This window comes from Pseudomonas sp. NBRC 111139, assembly GCF_001753955.1.
GTDB lineage: Bacteria > Pseudomonadota > Gammaproteobacteria > Pseudomonadales > Pseudomonadaceae > Aquipseudomonas > Aquipseudomonas alloputida.
Genome location: NZ_BCBP01000034.1, coordinates 42365 through 58886 on the forward strand (window position 1 = coordinate 42365; position 16522 = coordinate 58886).

Here is a 16522-nt window from a genome sequence, read left to right on the forward strand (position 1 = left end):
TGGTGCCAATGAACGAATTCACTGATATGCCCCTGGGCAACGAGGAAGAAAATGATGTCTTCGGATCTGAGCTTCTATCTGACGATTCTGGCGGTCTTTCTGATCCTGGCGATGTTCGTAACTGGCTTGAGAGCTTTGATAGCGCCAATCTTTTCGAAGGTCTTGACGCCTTCGATCTTGATAACGCTGCAGACGATGCTCAAGTGGATTTTCTGGGGACTGACGAAACTGTGGTCGAGTCATATCCTTTTGCTGAAGAACTTGGGCTCGCCGCACTCAATAATCTATCGAACCTTGGAGCGCAAAGACGAAAACTGAAGAAGGATGAGCTGCGCCGGCTTGATGAAGAGGATTTCGAGGACGGCGTAACGCGTCTCGCGTTTCGCATCATTAAGGCCAACGTCGAGGCTTTGTTCGCGAAGAAACTGCCGACCGATGTGTATGTGACAGCTGCCCAATGGGTGTTCGGGCCTACCCTTGGCGACTGGGCATTTGATAAGTGCTGTGAGGTGCTTGGAGCTCGCAAGGACGTCATTCGTCTGCGGATCCACTACGAGTTCTGGCGTCGCTGGTACGTGTTCCCGGTCGAGTTTCCTTTCATGATCGACCCCGTGCCAGAAGCTGTTGCGGATGAGATCTTCATCCTGGCCGGTGATGAAGGGTACGATCTTGCTCGGGTAGCGTGGGGGCAGCCTGGCATTCGATCGGCTGACCTGCTGGCACTCGCATCCGGCGGCAATGTCACAGAGGCCTATCGTTCGGCTTTGGAGCGGCTGTGTGATCGATACATGCTGAGTCAGCAAAATGATTGCTGGTACCTCACCGGCCGTAACCCAGCACTGAGGGCCGTGGACCTGGCCTTGCTCCCTCACAAGCCCCTCGTCAACCAGATCTCCTGGTCCAGCATGTTCTAAGCATGATCGGGGGCAGCCAGGCTCTTCATCGAGCGAGAGCCTGGTACTATCCCCGCCAGACCCTCAAATTTCCATCGTCTACGTGAATGAAGTTCCGGCCTGGGTAAACGCCCACGCCGCCGCCCTCAAGATATAGGGCTAGTCGTCGAAGGTAGTCTACCGGTACGCCTGGCACTGTGAGGTCGCAAGCGCCACCTCTTAGGTGCGCAGAGTGCTTTTTGCCACCCACCTTCTTGTTGGTCGACTCTTCGCGATACCCTGAAAGCACGATGATGGGCTTCGTTATCCCGTGAATTTTGAACCAACCTTGAATTCCTGCGACGATGTCCAGGAGCACAGGGCTCATCTGCACAGCCTTGCCCGTGTGAACATCGCGCATCAGTCGGCACACGGGGTCATAGCCGGACCAATCGAGTCGACCGTTCTGGTAATAGACCTTGTCGACCTCCTCCCACTGCCCGGGTTTGATCTCACGCTTCAGCCAGAGACGTCTGGGTTGATCCCAGAAGGTGCTGGCGCTTGAGAGCAGCGGAGTTGAGGAAGCGGCCAAGCCGAGGGCATATTGCAGGAATGTTCGACGGTCCAAAAGGGGGGCTCCACTTCTCTGAGCGGTGATTTTATCACCCGTATTGATGTATGTGTACGCGTTATGAATCTACCGACACACTCCCCGGGGTCGCATTGTAACAAGCCAAAAAAACCCGGCTGCGAGAGCCGGGTTTGGTGGGTTAGTTTAGGAGGCCACGCATGTGCTTGAGCTGCTCGTTTAAGTCGCCGACCCGGTTGGGTGGATTGAAGGTGCCAAGGTTGGCTTCAAGAGCCACTAGCACTGGCTTGAGGTTCTCTGCAGCCTTGAAGCCCGGCTTATCAGGATCGAGCGCCTGAAGCACGTTCTTCTTGGCCATCATGTTGAACCATTCAGGCTCCCAATTCTCGCAACCAGGAAGCGCGAAGATCGTCCTTTTCGACCCCATTTCGACGGCTGATAACATGTCGATCGGACCTTCGACGATCATGAACTCACTTTCAGAGCCTTCCCAGATCCAAGGAGATTTTCCGCCGTACCGCATGGCCTTCTTCTCCCCTTCTTTGGGTTCACGCATGAGCCTAAACTCAGCAGCACAGTGCGATTGCGACCGAAACCACAGTGGCCGAAATGCACAGGCTGGCGCCTTTTTTTCGGGGTTCCACAGGCCCGCTTTCACCATCAGTTCCTGCCCTGCGACTTCAGTCAAGAACCCCTTGGCTTCCATCGGGTTGTTCGGGATTGTGATGAGGATGCCTCGGTTGCAAGCTTCCCGGGCTACATCCTCAGATATACCCCGGCCAGCAAAGTACTTCAGGGCATCTTTCGAGGGATAACTGCAAGCTTCGGCGACGCGTTGCAATACCAGCGCAAGAGCACTGTCATCGCGTTGGATCGCGTCCATGGGCTTGGGCGGAACATAGTGCTTCAGCAGCTCAACATCGGCGCCCATCAGGTCAAGACCTGCCTCCCGATGAGATTTCCCCCAGTAAAATGCCGCCGCAGCGACCACGTCACCTTGCTCACCGCACGAGTAGCAGAGCCACCCGCCGTTTTTCACGCTGATCTTCACCGAGTGAACGGAAGAAGCTCCGCATTCAGGGTTTGGACAGATGTTGTACCGAATTGCACCTGCTGATGGTCTCGCTTTCGCACCGAGCATGTGCTCGAAGAACCAGTCGAGCGGGACGTTATCTCGCACATACTCAAAGTCGACTTCATAGGCGACTCCATTAGCATCGCGCTTGTATGGTCCATTAGTTACTGACATTTTCTGGTTCTCCAGATGAAATCTTAATGCTCTGTGATGCTTCACGCCGGCCTGTAATACTCAGCCCGCGGCGGCGGCCAATAGCCGGGCTTCATCCCACACATCGATGTCCAGGTCCTTGGCGGCTTCGAGTTTCGAGCCTGCTGCCTCGCCGGCAACGACGAAGCTGGTTTTGCTTGAAACCTTGCTTGAGACCTTCCCCCCGGCTCCTTCGACCAGAGCTTTGGCAGCCTCTCTGCTGAGGGTTGGAAAAGTGCCGGTGAGGACGACAACCTTCCCTTTCAGCGAGGCCCCGCCGATGGCAGCGAAGTCGTTGGGTGTGGTGATCGTGGCCAGCCGATCTGCCTCAGCACCGAGAGTAGAATCCTCGAAGAATCGGGTGATGTTGGTGGCGGTACCATCCCCAACATCCGCGATGGCCAGCAGTTGCGCGTAAGTCGCTGCGCGGAATGCTGACCAGGACCCGAACTGCGCCGCCAGAGCTTTGCTGGTGGCCTCGCCGACACCCTCGATCCCCAGCGAGAAAATGAATCGCGGAAGGTCCGGAGCTTTCGAGCCCTCAATGCCCGCGACCAGGTTCTTCGCTGAGACCGGCCCAAACCCGGGGAGCGGTGCGATGACCTTGTCGTTCAGACTGTACAAGTCGGAAGGCATGCTGATCAGGCCGGCGGCGATCAGAGTTGAGACCGACTTGTCGCCCAGGTTGTCGATGTTCATTCCCAGCCGAGACGCGAAGTGAGCGATCTTGCCCTGCTTCTGTGCCGGGCATTTAATGCCACCTGGGCAATGCAGCTCGACGGCGCCCTGCAGGCGAACGAGGGGGCTACCACATGACGGGCACTCTGTCGGCATCACATAGTGGGAGAGGGTCTTATCGCCGATCGAGGGCACTGTCCGAACGATCTCCGGTACCACATCGCCCGCTCGGCGAACGATGACGGTGCTACCGACCTTGATACCCTTGGCCTCGATCTGATCGGCGTTGTGGAGGTTGGCGCTGGATACCACTACGCCACCGACGCGCACAGGCTTGAGCTTTGCCACAGGGGTCGCAGGCCCCGTTCGGCCGATCTGCACCACAATGTCTTCGACGACGGAGACGGCCTCCTCTGCTGGGTACTTGGACGCAATGGCGAATCGGGGGGTGCGATTGTTCCAGCCAAGGCGTTCTTGGTCGGCGAGGGAGTTGACCTTGAATACGACGCCGTCGATGGCTACTGGGAGGTTGTGGCGATTCGCACCCACCGCATCGTAGAACCCTTTGATGCCATCCCAGCCGTGGACCACGGTCGTTTCCGGGGCAATGCTGAATCCGAGCTCCAGCAAGCCCTCAATGATCTTCCACTGTTTGGTTGCCTTGAACGCAGGGGTGCCGTCGAGCTCTTGGGCGCCATACGCGTAGAAAGACAGTCTCCTGGACGCAGTTACTTTGGGGTCCAGCTGGCGCATGCTGCCGGCGGCGGCGTTGCGGGGGTTGGCGAGGGTCTTCAAGCCCTGGCTCTTGAGGCGCTCATTCACGATCTTAAAATCGCTATTGAGTATGACAACCTCGCCACGAACCTCCAGATCAGTGGCCGCTGGTAGGGTCAGGGGCAAGTTCAGGATGGTTTTGGCCTGTGCCGTTACATCCTCACCGGTCGTTCCATCCCCGCGGGTGACTGCGCGAACCAGGACGCCAGCCAAGTATCGAGCCGAAAGCGCTAAGCCGTCGTACTTCAGTTCAGCGGTGAACTCGATGTCCGCCGGCTGTGACAGCTCATCCACCACAGAGCTTGCAAATGCCCGGGCCTCTTCCTCGTTCATGGCGTCTTTGAGCGACAGCATTGGGACATCGTGTTGTGCTTGGAGGAACTCTTCCAGAACCCGGCCACCGACCCGCTGCGTTGGTGAGTCAGCGGTAGCCAGATCTGGATACGCAGCTTCCAGTTGCTCCAGTTCACGAAACAGGAGGTTGAATTCTCCGTCCGGGATCGTCGGGGCATCGAGTCGGTGGTACGCATCCATGTGTCCAGCGACCTCTGCACGGAGTTGAAGAAGGCGTTGCTCAACCTGGGCGAATTCAGACATGGTTTTTCCACTGGCAGGATAGGTGTGTGCATGATTATAAATCTGCCAGTATTATGCGTACATGTTTCTTTTTCGTGCGCCAAATTGTGCTGGCGGTAAGCCGGCCAGGAGTGAGTTGCATCATGTTTTCGAACCTTCACCTCTACCGGATTACTGAGCCCTGGAGCTTGTCTACGGCCGAGCTTGCGAAACGTCTGGAAAAAAGGGCATTCACTCCCTGTACGGGTAGCGTCATCAAAACCCAGGGTTGGGTGGAGCCCCGGGTTGGCGGTGGCCTCGTGTTCGAGGTGCAGAAGCAGATCCTGCTAAATCTGTGCTTTGAAGAAAAGAAGGTACCCGAGCCTGTATTGCAGCGACACGTGGCGAAGAAGGCGGCCAAGATGCTCTCCGAGAAGGGCTACAAGCCGAGCCGGGACCAGCTCAAGGCGATGAAGGAAGAGGCGTTTATCGAGCTCTTGCCCAGGGCATTCGAGTCACAGAGCACTGAGAAGGTGTGGATCGATACTTCGGCGGGCCTGATCGGCATCGACTGTGGCTCACCGGCGAAAGCCGATGATGTCGTCACTCAAATACATGACGCCATCGATATCCCTGCATCACTGATTCGAACCTCGATGGACCCCTCCTCTGCGATGGCCACCTGGTTGATGAACAACGAATCCCCCGACGAATTCACGGTCGACCGTGAGGTCAACCTGCAGGGGCTGGACCTTGAAAAATCTAAGGTGGGCTACGCCTCGATCAGCCTGGAGCGCGAGGAGATCCGACAGCACCTCCTCGAAGGTCGGCGCCCCGTACGGTTGGCCATGACGTTCAATGAAGAGGTGTCCTTCGTGCTGACTGACAAGTCGACACTCAAGCGCATTGTTTTCCTCGAAAACGTGAACAAAGAGATTCCCGATGAGGAGGAAGAGGAGGCTGCATTCGGCGCGATGTTTCTGACTTACGCCGGCGTGCTGGCAAAGCTCGTACCCGCTCTCATGGAAGCGCTCGGCGGTGAGGAGGCCGCACAGGGATAATCCGATTTGTAGTCGCGTGATGTGCATTACCGGGTACTAGGCAAACGCAAGGCTTAGCCACTCAACCCGGGAGAATGACCATGAAACTGACTATCGACACCGATGTTTGCAAACGTAAGGCTCAAGCTCTGTCGCTTGAACTCGTACTGTTCATCACCGCGTGCTGCATGCGCTTGAAACTGCTCTGCGAGATTGCTGTGATGCTGGCAAAGGCCGGTTATTACAGGATGTTCTTCTCGCAGATCTACACCGCCAGCAACATCGATGTTGACGGTTTTCGTAACGTGTATGAGCTCGAAGGGTATCCAAGTGTCACGCCTGGCTTTGTGCGCTTGCAGTATCGCCAGACAGTAAACGGTCACGAGAAGGCCCGCTCCAGCATGCTGGTTACTGTGCAGGAATGGAATGCAGTGGCCCGTCGTGTGGCATTCGGTTCTGGGCGCTTGGCTCAAGCTGATTAACGTTTTACAGCACCCGGCCTCTCCTGAGGCCGGGTTTTTTATTACTCGCCGTACAGCGCGGCCCATGCCTCTTGGACTGCTTCGTCCGAGGCGTCGCTGAGCTCATCCAGGCTGACGTCCGCATACCCACTAGCATGCAACAGGGCGTCGGCATCTGATGGTGCAAGCCCTCGGCAGATTTTGTGAATTTCTTGGCAGCGGCCATAGTTCCATGCCTCATAAACCTGCGCGTTCCAGGTGATGCCCTTTTCGACGTGTGCGACCAGGTCGCGAGTCATGACATAGGCGCCTAGGTAGAAGATGCAGGAATTCAAAGCGCATGCTGATAGTTCGCCTGGGCTTTCTCCACGACGCTTCGCAATCTCCAAATCAGCCCAGGAGCTCAGGTTCAGTTGGAAGCCAGGCTCCCAAGCAATGGTGGTCAGTTCAGTTTGCATAGTTTCACCAGAAGCCCGGCGCGATGCCGGGCTCGATCGTGATCAGTGGACGGTGCCAGGGGCTTGTTGTTTGTAGATCTTCTGCAACCTGGCCTCGGCAAGCTTTGCGATCTCAGGCTGCGCACGGAGGCGGATGGTATCCAGGGCCAACATTGCGCTGATGTCGCCGGTGATCGACGTGAAGGTGGCATCTGGTGAGCAGCCATCGTCCAGAACGGACTCTGCTTCTGCAGACGCCACGACGAACGTTGGTACCGATTCCACTTTGAAGGCCTTGAACAGATTGGGATTGATCTCCCACGGCACACCGGCCTTGTTCACCTCCAGCGCAGCCTGTTTGGTCTGCATCTGGGAGCCATTCTTGAACCCTCTCACGACCATGACAGCACCGGTTTCGCGAGCTTGTTGCGCCAGCCGCTCAAGCCTGTCTTTGGGCATCGAGAACGACACGAAGATGATGAAGTCGTTCGCGCCGTGGCCACCCTTTGCACCTTGTTTTGCGGCGTTGAATCGCGCAATGACGTCGTCAAGCGACTCGGTCTTGGTGGGCGCTGGGGCGTCGATGACCGGTACCGTGGCCTTGAACGTGCCCGGCTTCACCGGATCAATCTTCCCGTTCAGAGCGGCACTTCGAGATGCCGCCTGCTCCTGCATGATCTTCTGGATAGCTTCGTTGGAAGGCATTTCCAGCTGCTGGGACACGGCAGGCACGGCGAAGAAACTAGTTGCTAAGAGTAGCGCCGCCGCAGCAGTCGCGTTTACGGAAAATGCCATAGCCAAAGTCCTTGTATCCTGGGAGAGGGAACTCAGTGTTCGATTCGGTCAGAATTGTCGACCGCCCGATTGGAGAGCAGCACTTGCCTGCGATTTTTGCGGTCTCAGGCTTGGGGTAGAGGCGAGTCAGCTTGTACTGCCGCTTGTCCATGATGATCTGCGGGTAGTAGCCGCACATTGCGTCACCTCCCATTGCCGCCCACTGGGTACCCGCGGCATGGAGTTTCGCGAGGATTCGCGTGGTTTGCAGCCGGGCGGTTTGCTCCATGCTCAGGTGCGCCTCGTTCCGACCGGTCAGCGGGTACATGTGACCGTAGGAGCCGGCGGCCCAGAAGATCGTGGACAGTGGGAAGCCTGTAGCAGCGGCAACGGCATCGGCGGACATGGCCCCGATCGCCAGCATGCTCCCGAAGGGGAACGCGTAGGGGGTCAGGATGCCGGCGAGTTCGTCATCGTTGTGGGTTGGGTCCGCGAAAGACATCCAGGGCACGTCGATACCGCGGTTGTCCATGCACGTGTCGTCCAGGATGGCGCCCATCACATACATGGCCGGGTTGATATAGAAGTTGACCTGCATGAACGAGTCGCGGGTGCTGCCGATGCCGCTGCTCTGATCGTCAGAGATGTAGCCGAATGCATCTGCGTTGACGCCTACGTTGACTTTCACCCCACCGAGCAAGGGGAAGCATCCAGGCACCGTGGTAACGTCGGTCATCATGTCGAACTCCCAGAACGAGGTGGGAATGCCGACCTTGGGCGGGTTATCGCACGTGCAGAATGCGCTTTTGTTCCCGCTGTCGAAGTCTTCCTGGCCATCGGAAATGAGCTCCGTTGAACCGAAAAGCTTGATCGGGAACATGCAGGACCAGCAGACGTCCGAAATCAGGTTCAAGAATTTACCGGTGCACACGCCTTCATCGGCAGAGCTGACCGTACTGAGCAGGGCCGTTGCCACAAAGCCCAGGGCCATAAGCAGTTTCTTCATAGCTTCAACTCCTCGATCTGGAGTTCCCTGCCCTTTTGGGTCAGGACCGCGGGAACGCGCTCGATCCCGAACTTCTTCGTGAGGATGCCCATCTGGTCGAAGTAGACCGGGCGACCCCACTCCCGGTTGAGCTTCAGGAACGAACCCGCGACCAATATCACTTTGTCCCGGGGATGCTCATCGGTGCGCTTCTTGGCGTACTGCAGCTGCTTCGGGTCGCGAGCGTCGATGAAGATGATCGCTTTGCTGAGGGTGATGTGGTCCAGCGGGTTGATGCGAGTGCCCGCCGGCACCAGGATGTTACCCAGATGATCTTTGACGGTCTCAGGGTACGTGTAGGTCGGGTCGTACATCCTGATCTGCGGCTCAACGACGGGCCCAATGCCGGGTACCGGCTTGGGGTTTTCTGCTCCGGCCAACTGCTTGTCGCGGTAGTCGTTCCAGAACTTGTCGAGTTCGCCTTTCTTGTCCATCGCTTTCAACCGACCTTGGATCATGTCGATTGCATCCTGCTCCTGGATCTCCCAGGTGTTTCCGTACTTGCCGAGCTCTTCGGCATGAACAGTGGATGACGCGAGGTAGAGGGCGGTAAGGAAAGCGGATGCGCATAAGCGGCGTAGCTTCATCACAACTCCAATGAGAATGCCCAGCCCGGGGCTCATGACGATCAGGTGATCAGAAACCAACGTGGCCATCGAGATGGCCACGTGGAGAAGACTGTTGGCGGGAGATCAGGAACCGCCGTTGAGCCAGGCGTCGAGCCGCTCGGCCGATACCAGCCCCGGCATCTTCCGACCGTCTTCGCTCACCATGGCGGGAGTACCCTGGAAGCCAATGCTTTCGGCCAGCGCGATGTTGCGCTCGATTGGGTTATCGCATTTCTTCGCCGGCGGCTGGGTGCCTTGCGCCAAGGATTCCCATGCAGCAGCACGGCCAGCCTCAGGCAGACACCAGACCGATTCAGATTTGGCGCGAGCCTGCGGGTGCAGCGACTCCAGCGGATACATGAAGGTGTAAATGGTGACATTGTCCAACTTGCTGAGGACCTCCGTTTCCAGCTTCTTGCAGTACGGGCAGTCAGGATCAGAGAACAGATAGAGCTTGCGGGAGCCGTTGCCCTTTACGCGAGTGAACGCGTCTGCCAGCGGAAACTTCGAAACGTCGATTTTCTCAGCTGCAGCTCGCTTGGGTGCCGTCAGGTCCTTGCGAGTCTGCATGTCGTAAACGCTGCCGAACAACAGGTAGCGACCTGAGGCATCGGTGTAGGCAATGTTCTTGCCCATGGTAATTTCGTAGAGGCCATCGATCGGCGCCCGCTCTACGTTGGTGAAGTTGGTGGAGGGGTATTTGCCCTTGAGCGTGTTGAGCACGGTCATGATCTCGATGTCAGCAGCTGGCGCCGCTGCCGCAGCTGCTGGAGCGGTGGCTGCGGCAGGGGCCTGAGCAACCTCGGGTGCAGGCGACTCGGCCTGGGCGAATGCAGCCAGCGAGCAACTGGCGAGAGCGATAGCGACAACGAGCTTTTTCATCGGTTACCTCAGATTTATAAATGGTGCCGGTAGAATTATGTGTACGTGTGACCATATACTAGCAATACCGACAACTCGTGACTATACGCAGCGAGTATTAAAAGAGAGTTATGGATACCGCAAAGCCGCCATCTCACCCGTTGCAGCAACTGCACCACGCCTATCAGGCAATCAATGAGCGCTTCTTTTCCGGGTCATTACCTGGCTGTGAAATCAGATTCTCGACACGCCAAGGGTCTGAAGGCCATTACCGGCCTGGCGCTCTTCCGAGCGGGGAGCTCTGCCCGGCCTTGGACCAAATCGCCGTTGGGGCGCACCTTTCGAGCAGCAAGATGATCGAATCGCTGGCGCATCAAGCCTGTCATCAGTACCGGCAGCACTCCGGACAGCCCCCGCGGCGGGCCTACCACGACCAGGTCTGGGCCGATAAAATGGTCGAGATCGGTCTGCAGCCGTCCAGTACCGGCCTGCCTGGTGGCCAAGTGATCGGGCAGAAGGTGTCGCACTACCTTCTCGAAGGCGGGGGCCTGAGCCTCCTCATCCGCGAGCTTCACGATCAGGGGCTGAACATCAATCTGGCGGGTGCGGCCGGGCCTGCTGGTGCTGGCCGCCGAAGCGCGCAAAAAAAAGTCTGGGCCAGAACGAAATACACATGTGCTGGCTGCAACAAATCTGTGCTCGGCGGCGACCAGTTCAACCTGGTGTGCGGTGATTGCCAGCTGCCGCTAACGCCTGAGGTATCTACTGCGGGAGCGATCGAGCGCGAAGGCGCCGAGATGCTGGCGGAGGAAGGGGCACTTCATACGGCGCCCAGCTCCTGGGAACAGTCGGTGGCATAAGAAAACCCCCGAACCAATAGATTCGAGGGCGGGTGAAGCAGTTATGCAGAGTTGGAGAACTCGCAAGAGTCCAGCCGACTCACGTCCGGCGTGGATCCTCAATTACGTTGGTTTCTGGAACCGGAATCCCGTAGTGGTCCGCATCGTGGTACACGGCAGAGTTCGGATTGAGGAAAGACAGGTCGTCAACGACCCAGCGTCCTCCGTTGGTTCCGCCGGCGAGGTAGCAGCAGCGGGTACCGGCAGGGACTTCTACTTTGTAAAAACTGCGGGCGACTTTAAATTCGACTTCGGCAGCATTGATGTTCTTGCCCATTTTCGCGATAGGGGTGCGGGTGTTCATGTGTTTCTCCTGAAAGGCGTTTTTTGCTGGCAAATCAAAAAGTGAACAGGTCACCCGCGGATCCATGGCCGTTGTTGAACTTCGTCTCGCGAGGTACCTCGAACCAACTGAATCCGTCCCAGACCTCCAGCTTTTCGCCTGACACACGTGCTTTGAAGTAGCGACATCCCAGCTTCGGGTGGTAGGCGTAGATGCCCGCCCCTTTCAACAGGTGATCATCGATTTTCTTCTTCGCTTGAACTGCGGTGAGAGTGGCCATTGCCTGCTCCTTTCATGTGAGGTGTGCCAGGGCACTTGTCTTGCCGTAAGGCGTTGAACTTGCCTCGGGAGATGAGTCTCAGCTCTCTATAAACCCACATGAAAAAACCCGGCGCATGGCCGGGTTGGATGGAGCGTTTCTAAGCTTGTAGCTGGTAGCTACCAGTTACCTTGGTGCCACGCATGGCGCTGTAGTAATTGACGCGATCGATAAAGGGGATGGCCTTCAACGCGGTTGAACTGAAGCCATGGGTTGAACGTATGGTCTCAATGGTGTCACCAGTTGAGAGCTCCCAGAGGAAGATAGTCCCCCCATTGGCATGTACCGCTGCTTTCCGCGTGATCTGCGCGCCCTTCATAAGCCGCGAGGCTTCAATGATCGGATGCATACCGCCACCCTTCACTTAGCTTTTGCGTTGGCGACGAACGATTCGAGCTCCTTGAGGGTCGACCCGAAATTTACTTTCTCGCACAGCACTTCGATCTCTTGGGTCGACAGGGGCGTGAGCTGACCGGAATTGCTTGCGATATCAAGCAGGCCCGGAGCAGCTGACGCCCCACTTCGGAGGAACTCCTGGTAGTGGCGAAGTGCGGCGAGGATCGTACCTTGCTCACGGTCAGCGACCAGAACTGCAGTTTGATTTGCTTGGATTTGCTTGGACATACTGATCTCCTGGAAAAGCAGGTCTATGCGGGTGACCTGGTCTCCGGAGATGGTGTGCATCGAGCTATAAAGCTGCCCCGGTTTGAGACGGTGGTTGTGATTCAGTGGTGTATACGCGTTCGGCCAGGCCGGCGATCGCCCGGCAAGGCAAAGCTCGGCGGCGGTGCTTAAGTTAAGGAAGTGCCCAAATTTTCAGCAGCATCATGGCCCAGGAAAAGCTGATCACCCGAATAACCGAGATCGCTGAGTCGCTCAACGAGCGCCAGCGTGCCTACCTCGTGGTGGCGTATGACGAAGATCAGCGGGCCGAGCAGGCGAATTCTGGGCCAGGCTCTGCGCCAGCGAGCCAATGGCGGTGGCTGGAATATGGTCCTGACGGTCGGGTCCGAAGAATGACGTACGATGGCCCGTTACGGTACGCGCTCGCGGAGATGAAACTGGTCGGTCATGGCGCCGGCTCAACGTGGCATTCCCTGGAAAGCCGCGGCTTGCTGAACACGGATCACCGGCTGATCGGTTTGGGCGATCTCATGTCTCTTTATGTCAGGCTTACAACTGATGGCAGGAGGGTCGCCAGAGTGCTGAAAGGCTTGCCTATGCAAAAACCAAAAATTGACCCTGCCAGCAAGCCGATGTCGCTCACTGCCCTGCGCATTCTTTACCAGGGGCAACAGCAGCCAAACGAATTCTTGGACCCATTTGAGCCATGGATCGGGCGAAGTTATTACCCTCCTCTCCTGGTCGTGCTTGGCATTGCCCGAGGACTAGCAAACAGGGGGCTTCTGGTGGCCGATAAGCGAAAACTGAGCTTTAAAATTTCCGCTGCGGGCCAGGCCGTCGACATCGAGGGAGCCGAGAATTGGCAGCCGTTCCTTAGGCCGGCCTATGGTGAACCTGATTAGAACGACAAGTGCCTTGAGCTAAGAGCGCTCATAGCCTGCTATTCCTGGCTGCGATCATTGGCCACTGGCTTGACTGGCTTGCTGATGAACTTGTGGGCTGCGCAATCTGGGACTTTCGGTGTGATAGCGGAGAGAGCAGTCATTTCCTGCTCTATCCAACTGAACACCGCAGGAAGATCGAGGCCGCCCCGCTCACGTGTCGCATGGTGAAAAGTGGCGTACGCTTCATGGTCGATTGGCTCATAGTCGGTTAGCCGGTTATCAAGAGCCTCGGCCCACGACTTAGAAAATGGGGCTCGAAAGTAAACCAGCAGGGCAACCACAAGGCTGGTGCCTACTACCAAAAGTGGGTCCTGTTTCATGATGACTCCGACAATGATGGCAGTGGAAATAGAGGCGAGAAGGCTTGCCATCATGGACGGTGGAAGGGTCCCGTTCTGCATGTCCAGCGCACACCTCCTTATGTCCATTAGCTTTTTCTTTCGGGTTTCAAAGTTCATGCTTTCTCTCATCAGTCATTCAGTTTGCTGCTGGGGCTATCAGCTGTAATTTCGCCGCCTCGGCTTCGTACTCGGCAAGCGCTTTGGCGTACATATCAGGGTGCTGCTTGTCGAAGCCGGGCATGTGTTCAGTTTCCACCCACTGACCGCGGATTTGGCTTTTAGCGAGCCAGGGTCTCTTGCTGCCGGCCGGCTGGGTCCATGCGGTGACGCCTATTCCGAACGATGCGATTTGCTTGGCCGTGATGAATCCCTGCTTACGCATCAGGACCACCACTTTCAGTGCCGATTCTTTCCATGGCGTGAGTCGAACCGGGGCTGGAACTCCAGCCGGCAAGGAGGTTACGATGGCCGGTACACGGCAGCGCACTGAGGGCCACCAATCGAACATACGTTCATCAGAGCCTGCGCTGCCCTCTGCATAAAAGAGCCGATGATCAAGTCCGAACGTGTGCACGTAGCCTTGTGCTGTCCATGACTCATATGGGCAGAGTACTTTGACTCCAAGCCGACGGAGCATCTTGGCAATGCCAGCACTGGCATCGGTGATTTTGCTGACGATGACCAGGCGGTGATCTGGGCCCGGACTTTCCCAAAAGTCGTCGCCTTGATTGGGAAGGATCTGTTCAGCGACCTTGGCATTCAGCGAGAGCTTTGCCTGGACACCGATCTGGCGGCCGTCGTCGTTGACCACCAGCACATCGAACCCTGCAGCCTCTGGATAACACGTCCATCCTTTGATCTGGTTGAACTCTTTGATGAATACTTCGCAGAGCGTCGACTCTTTGCTGATGGTTGGAGGCTTGGCTCGGCTTATAGGCTGCATGATGAGCTCGGTGTGTTCCCGGCGTTGCTGCTGGTCGTGTGAGAGTATGGTGGCCATCGTTGTCCCTATTGGGTTGAGGCGGAAGTCGCGCTCGCGCGGTCAATAACTCGTACCTATACGCCACATGATTCTGAATGCATGCATTCAGTTTGTCCATTCCGATACTGTGAGTATCTCGCGGGTCGAGTGGAGGGTAGTTAGGCACTCCCTCTGGCCTCGATACCCAACGGAAACGGCGTATTTACGGGCTTTCTGGCGCTCTGACCGCTCGTTCGCATATTTTTATAGTTCCATGTTGCATTGCCAGCGAAACCAGTGTTTAATAGGCCCCATGTAGGCGAACAAGCCTCAACCGACCCAATCTCCTGAAAGGCTGGGAAAATCAACCGAAAGGTTGAACTTGCGACCACAAGGCCCGCTACTTCGTAGTGGGCCTTGTGGTTTCTGGCGTTCGTGAATCAGGCGCGTCTCACCCGCTGGGCCTGGGCCTAGATGCTATAACACGAACACATACACCGACTGTATCTAAATGCTATCCTGCTCAGGTTGGCCATGCGGCCGACCAATAATCCCCACTAGGAGCACAGGATATGAGCATGAGCGAGAAGCAAGTCACGGTGGAGGTCAACGGTGTAGGGGTGGGTTCTCTCTCGATGGAGAAGTACCAGGAGATGCGAAGCCGCGTGCGGCGAGATCCTCGGACGTACGTCAAAGCCCTGATCGTTGTGATGGGCGCCTTGACTCGAACCCTGCGCGGAGCCCTTGCAGCCTTGCCAACGGCCGTTTTCGCTTTAGTGCTGCTTGCGACATTGTTGGAGCCCGAAGCAGTCACCAGAGCACTTTTTGCGTTGCAGTCTGCTAGTCCTGCTGAGATCACTGCGGGGTTGACCAAAATCATTGAGGTGGCGCGATACCTGCTAGTTCCTATGATTGGCCTCTTCACATTGTTCTCGGCCTTCCGTGAAGTGCGGGACGCCTACTATGAGGATGTTTGCCGCGAAGTCCGCATCGCTCTGAATGCCTCTGCCGTTGGCCACGTGCACATCAGCGTGTGCGACGTGGAGGCCGAGGCTCCTCAGTCCGCGTAAGCGTCTGCTGCCCTTTGGGCGGAGGTGGTCACGCCTCTGCCTAGCCCACTTACTCCCCTTGTTCTGTGCCTTTGATGGTCTGCCGCCACAGCTTCCAGGACTCATAAAGCCTCTCGGCCGACACGGGCTGTGCAAAGCCCATCCACTCCGCCACCAGGGCCGGCGTTTCCCCTCTTTCGAACAGCTCAGCCGCAAACGTATTACGCAGGGTCTGCGGGCTAGCTCGATGCTCAGGATCGCGAATGGCCTTCACCCCAGACTCGACGATCACGGCCTCGGTGATCCGGTTCACCGTCGACGGGTTGATCGAGGTGATTTTGCGACCGTTCTTGATCACCGGCGTGATGTCGCTGGGGAATACCAGGTCGCCCTCGGTACCGGCCTGCTGGCGGATGTGCAACCAGGTGGCCAGCGCCCGGGCGGCGTAGTCAAACGGCTTGGTCCGGTGCTCGAACTTCGAATCCGCATAGGAAAGGGTGATCCATGGGGCGGCTTGCGGGGTGATGCAATTAACAGTCAGGCCGACGATGTCCTGCACCTTGAGCCCGGCCCCCACGCACAGACCCACCATCGCCCGATCCCGCGCCTCGCGCCACCGCCCCCGCTCGTTCTGTGCCGTCAGCGGCGCCACCAGGTGATTGGCCAGCAGCTCGGCTTCCTGGGGCCGCAGAAAGCTGGTAGGCAGGTTGCCGTCGACATCCTTCCATTTGACCCCTTCAGCCCTCAACGCCTGCGCCGCCGGGTTGAGGAAACCTGGCTCTTCCTTTTCCTTGAACAGGTCGGCCAACACTCGTTGTATTAGCTTGCGGTACCGGTCGCGCTGCGGCCTATTGTTAACTCGCTTTTCGTTCTTCTCGATCTCAGGGGTTAGGCTATCAAGGAAGTCTGAAATATCGCTTGCATCCACTTCGTCTAATTTAATGCTCTTTTGCTCAATCCAGTCGACAAACCGGCCCCACTGCGAGCGATAGACCTCCGCGGACGATATTCGAATGCGGGCTGAGGTTCCTCTGCCCGCTTGCTGGCTGATCCAGTGGTCGAATGTCTCCTTAGGCCGTTCATTCCAAGAAGGACTGTCAGGTTTGAAGAGGTCTTCAGTAGCGCTCATGGGCGACTCCGG

At 57.2% G+C, this 16522-nt stretch carries 21 protein-coding genes; 6 read left to right on the forward strand and 15 right to left on the reverse strand.

What is annotated here, in order from left to right; translation table 11 throughout:
- The first annotated feature begins 8 nt into the window (after nt 1-8).
- Nucleotides 9-914: a hypothetical protein gene (locus tag BJQ17_RS13555; protein ID WP_023383780.1), complete on the forward strand. Its 906-nt coding sequence runs from the start codon at nt 9-11 to the stop codon at nt 912-914.
- Nucleotides 915-960: 46 nt separating this feature from the next.
- On the opposite strand, the gene BJQ17_RS13560 is transcribed toward BJQ17_RS13555, so the two are convergent.
- From BJQ17_RS13560 to ligA, 3 genes are all read right to left on the reverse strand, one after another.
- Nucleotides 961-1500 carry a DUF882 domain-containing protein gene (locus tag BJQ17_RS13560; protein ID WP_023383779.1) on the reverse strand — a complete coding sequence of 180 codons (540 nt, stop codon included), beginning with the start codon at nt 1498-1500 and terminating at the stop codon, nt 961-963.
- Nucleotides 1501-1642: 142 nt separating this feature from the next.
- Nucleotides 1643-2710 carry a toprim domain-containing protein gene (locus BJQ17_RS13565; RefSeq protein ID WP_023383778.1) on the reverse strand — a complete coding sequence of 356 codons (1068 nt, stop codon included), beginning with the start codon at nt 2708-2710 and terminating at the stop codon, nt 1643-1645.
- Between the two features lie 60 nt (nt 2711-2770).
- Nucleotides 2771-4777, reverse strand: a complete 2007-nt coding sequence (ligA, locus tag BJQ17_RS13570) for an NAD-dependent DNA ligase LigA (RefSeq protein ID WP_023383777.1) — start codon at nt 4775-4777, stop codon at nt 2771-2773.
- Between the two features lie 122 nt (nt 4778-4899).
- Between ligA and BJQ17_RS13575 the strand changes: the two genes are divergently transcribed.
- Both BJQ17_RS13575 and BJQ17_RS13580 read left to right on the forward strand, forming a co-directional pair.
- Nucleotides 4900-5796, forward strand: coding sequence for a recombination-associated protein RdgC (locus BJQ17_RS13575; RefSeq protein WP_023383776.1), 897 nt, complete (start codon nt 4900-4902; stop codon nt 5794-5796).
- An 80-nt stretch (nt 5797-5876) separates the two neighbouring features.
- Nucleotides 5877-6257, forward strand: a complete 381-nt coding sequence (locus BJQ17_RS13580) for a hypothetical protein (protein WP_023383775.1) — start codon at nt 5877-5879, stop codon at nt 6255-6257.
- A 41-nt stretch (nt 6258-6298) separates the two neighbouring features.
- Here the strand turns inward: BJQ17_RS13580 and BJQ17_RS13585 are convergent, their stop codons facing one another.
- From BJQ17_RS13585 to BJQ17_RS13605, 5 genes are read right to left on the reverse strand one after another with little or no spacing between them, the layout of a single operon-like run.
- Nucleotides 6299-6694 carry a hypothetical protein gene (locus BJQ17_RS13585; protein WP_023383774.1) on the reverse strand — a complete coding sequence of 132 codons (396 nt, stop codon included), beginning with the start codon at nt 6692-6694 and terminating at the stop codon, nt 6299-6301.
- Between the two features lie 42 nt (nt 6695-6736).
- Nucleotides 6737-7468 carry a type-F conjugative transfer system pilin assembly protein TrbC gene (gene trbC, locus BJQ17_RS13590; RefSeq protein ID WP_224459419.1) on the reverse strand — a complete coding sequence of 244 codons (732 nt, stop codon included), beginning with the start codon at nt 7466-7468 and terminating at the stop codon, nt 6737-6739.
- A complete protein-coding gene (locus tag BJQ17_RS13595; protein WP_070096178.1) occupies nt 7416-8453 on the reverse strand; it encodes a TraU family protein in 1038 nt (345 codons plus the stop codon). Before BJQ17_RS13595 ends, trbC begins: the two co-directional genes overlap by 53 nt.
- The gene (gene traW / locus BJQ17_RS13600; RefSeq protein ID WP_023383771.1) at nt 8450-9148 is read right to left on the reverse strand and encodes a type-F conjugative transfer system protein TraW; all 699 of its coding nucleotides are present in this window, start codon (nt 9146-9148) and stop codon (nt 8450-8452) included. Before traW ends, BJQ17_RS13595 begins: the two co-directional genes overlap by 4 nt.
- A 36-nt stretch (nt 9149-9184) precedes the next feature.
- The gene (locus tag BJQ17_RS13605) at nt 9185-9982 is read right to left on the reverse strand and encodes a DsbC family protein (protein WP_023383770.1); all 798 of its coding nucleotides are present in this window, start codon (nt 9980-9982) and stop codon (nt 9185-9187) included.
- Nucleotides 9983-10092: 110 nt separating this feature from the next.
- Here BJQ17_RS13605 and BJQ17_RS13610 point away from each other — a divergent pair, with 110 nt between their 5' ends.
- Entirely contained in the window at nt 10093-10821 is a 729-nt protein-coding gene (locus tag BJQ17_RS13610; RefSeq protein WP_041925798.1) for a hypothetical protein, read from the forward strand.
- 79 nt (nt 10822-10900) lie between these two features.
- Here BJQ17_RS13610 and BJQ17_RS13615 read toward each other — a convergent pair whose 3' ends face one another.
- The 4 genes from BJQ17_RS13615 to BJQ17_RS13630 form a co-directional block, all read right to left on the reverse strand.
- Nucleotides 10901-11164: a hypothetical protein gene (locus BJQ17_RS13615; RefSeq protein WP_060500574.1), complete on the reverse strand. Its 264-nt coding sequence runs from the start codon at nt 11162-11164 to the stop codon at nt 10901-10903.
- 34 nt (nt 11165-11198) lie between these two features.
- Complete coding sequence (locus BJQ17_RS13620; RefSeq protein ID WP_023383767.1) at nt 11199-11423, reverse strand: hypothetical protein; 225 nt, start codon at nt 11421-11423, stop codon at nt 11199-11201.
- 139 nt (nt 11424-11562) lie between these two features.
- Complete coding sequence (locus BJQ17_RS13625; RefSeq protein WP_023383766.1) at nt 11563-11811, reverse strand: hypothetical protein; 249 nt, start codon at nt 11809-11811, stop codon at nt 11563-11565.
- 11 nt (nt 11812-11822) lie between these two features.
- Nucleotides 11823-12086 carry a hypothetical protein gene (locus BJQ17_RS13630; protein WP_041925797.1) on the reverse strand — a complete coding sequence of 88 codons (264 nt, stop codon included), beginning with the start codon at nt 12084-12086 and terminating at the stop codon, nt 11823-11825.
- Between the two features lie 203 nt (nt 12087-12289).
- On the opposite strand from BJQ17_RS13630, the gene BJQ17_RS13635 reads away from it, so the two are divergent.
- Nucleotides 12290-12988: a hypothetical protein gene (locus tag BJQ17_RS13635; protein WP_023383764.1), complete on the forward strand. Its 699-nt coding sequence runs from the start codon at nt 12290-12292 to the stop codon at nt 12986-12988.
- 38 nt (nt 12989-13026) lie between these two features.
- Here the strand turns inward: BJQ17_RS13635 and BJQ17_RS13640 are convergent, their stop codons facing one another.
- Together BJQ17_RS13640 and BJQ17_RS13645 are read right to left on the reverse strand one after the other, a co-directional pair.
- Nucleotides 13027-13488, reverse strand: coding sequence for a hypothetical protein (locus BJQ17_RS13640; protein ID WP_023383763.1), 462 nt, complete (start codon nt 13486-13488; stop codon nt 13027-13029).
- Between the two features lie 19 nt (nt 13489-13507).
- Nucleotides 13508-14371 (reverse strand): hypothetical protein, encoded by an 864-nt coding sequence (locus BJQ17_RS13645; protein ID WP_023383762.1) that lies wholly within the window; start codon nt 14369-14371, stop codon nt 13508-13510.
- Nucleotides 14372-14910: 539 nt separating this feature from the next.
- On the opposite strand from BJQ17_RS13645, the gene BJQ17_RS13650 reads away from it, so the two are divergent.
- Nucleotides 14911-15402, forward strand: a complete 492-nt coding sequence (locus BJQ17_RS13650) for a hypothetical protein (protein WP_175442733.1) — start codon at nt 14911-14913, stop codon at nt 15400-15402.
- Nucleotides 15403-15451: 49 nt separating this feature from the next.
- Here the strand turns inward: BJQ17_RS13650 and BJQ17_RS13655 are convergent, their stop codons facing one another.
- Nucleotides 15452-16510 (reverse strand): tyrosine-type recombinase/integrase, encoded by a 1059-nt coding sequence (locus BJQ17_RS13655; protein ID WP_023383760.1) that lies wholly within the window; start codon nt 16508-16510, stop codon nt 15452-15454.
- Between the last annotated feature and the right edge of the window lie 12 nt (nt 16511-16522).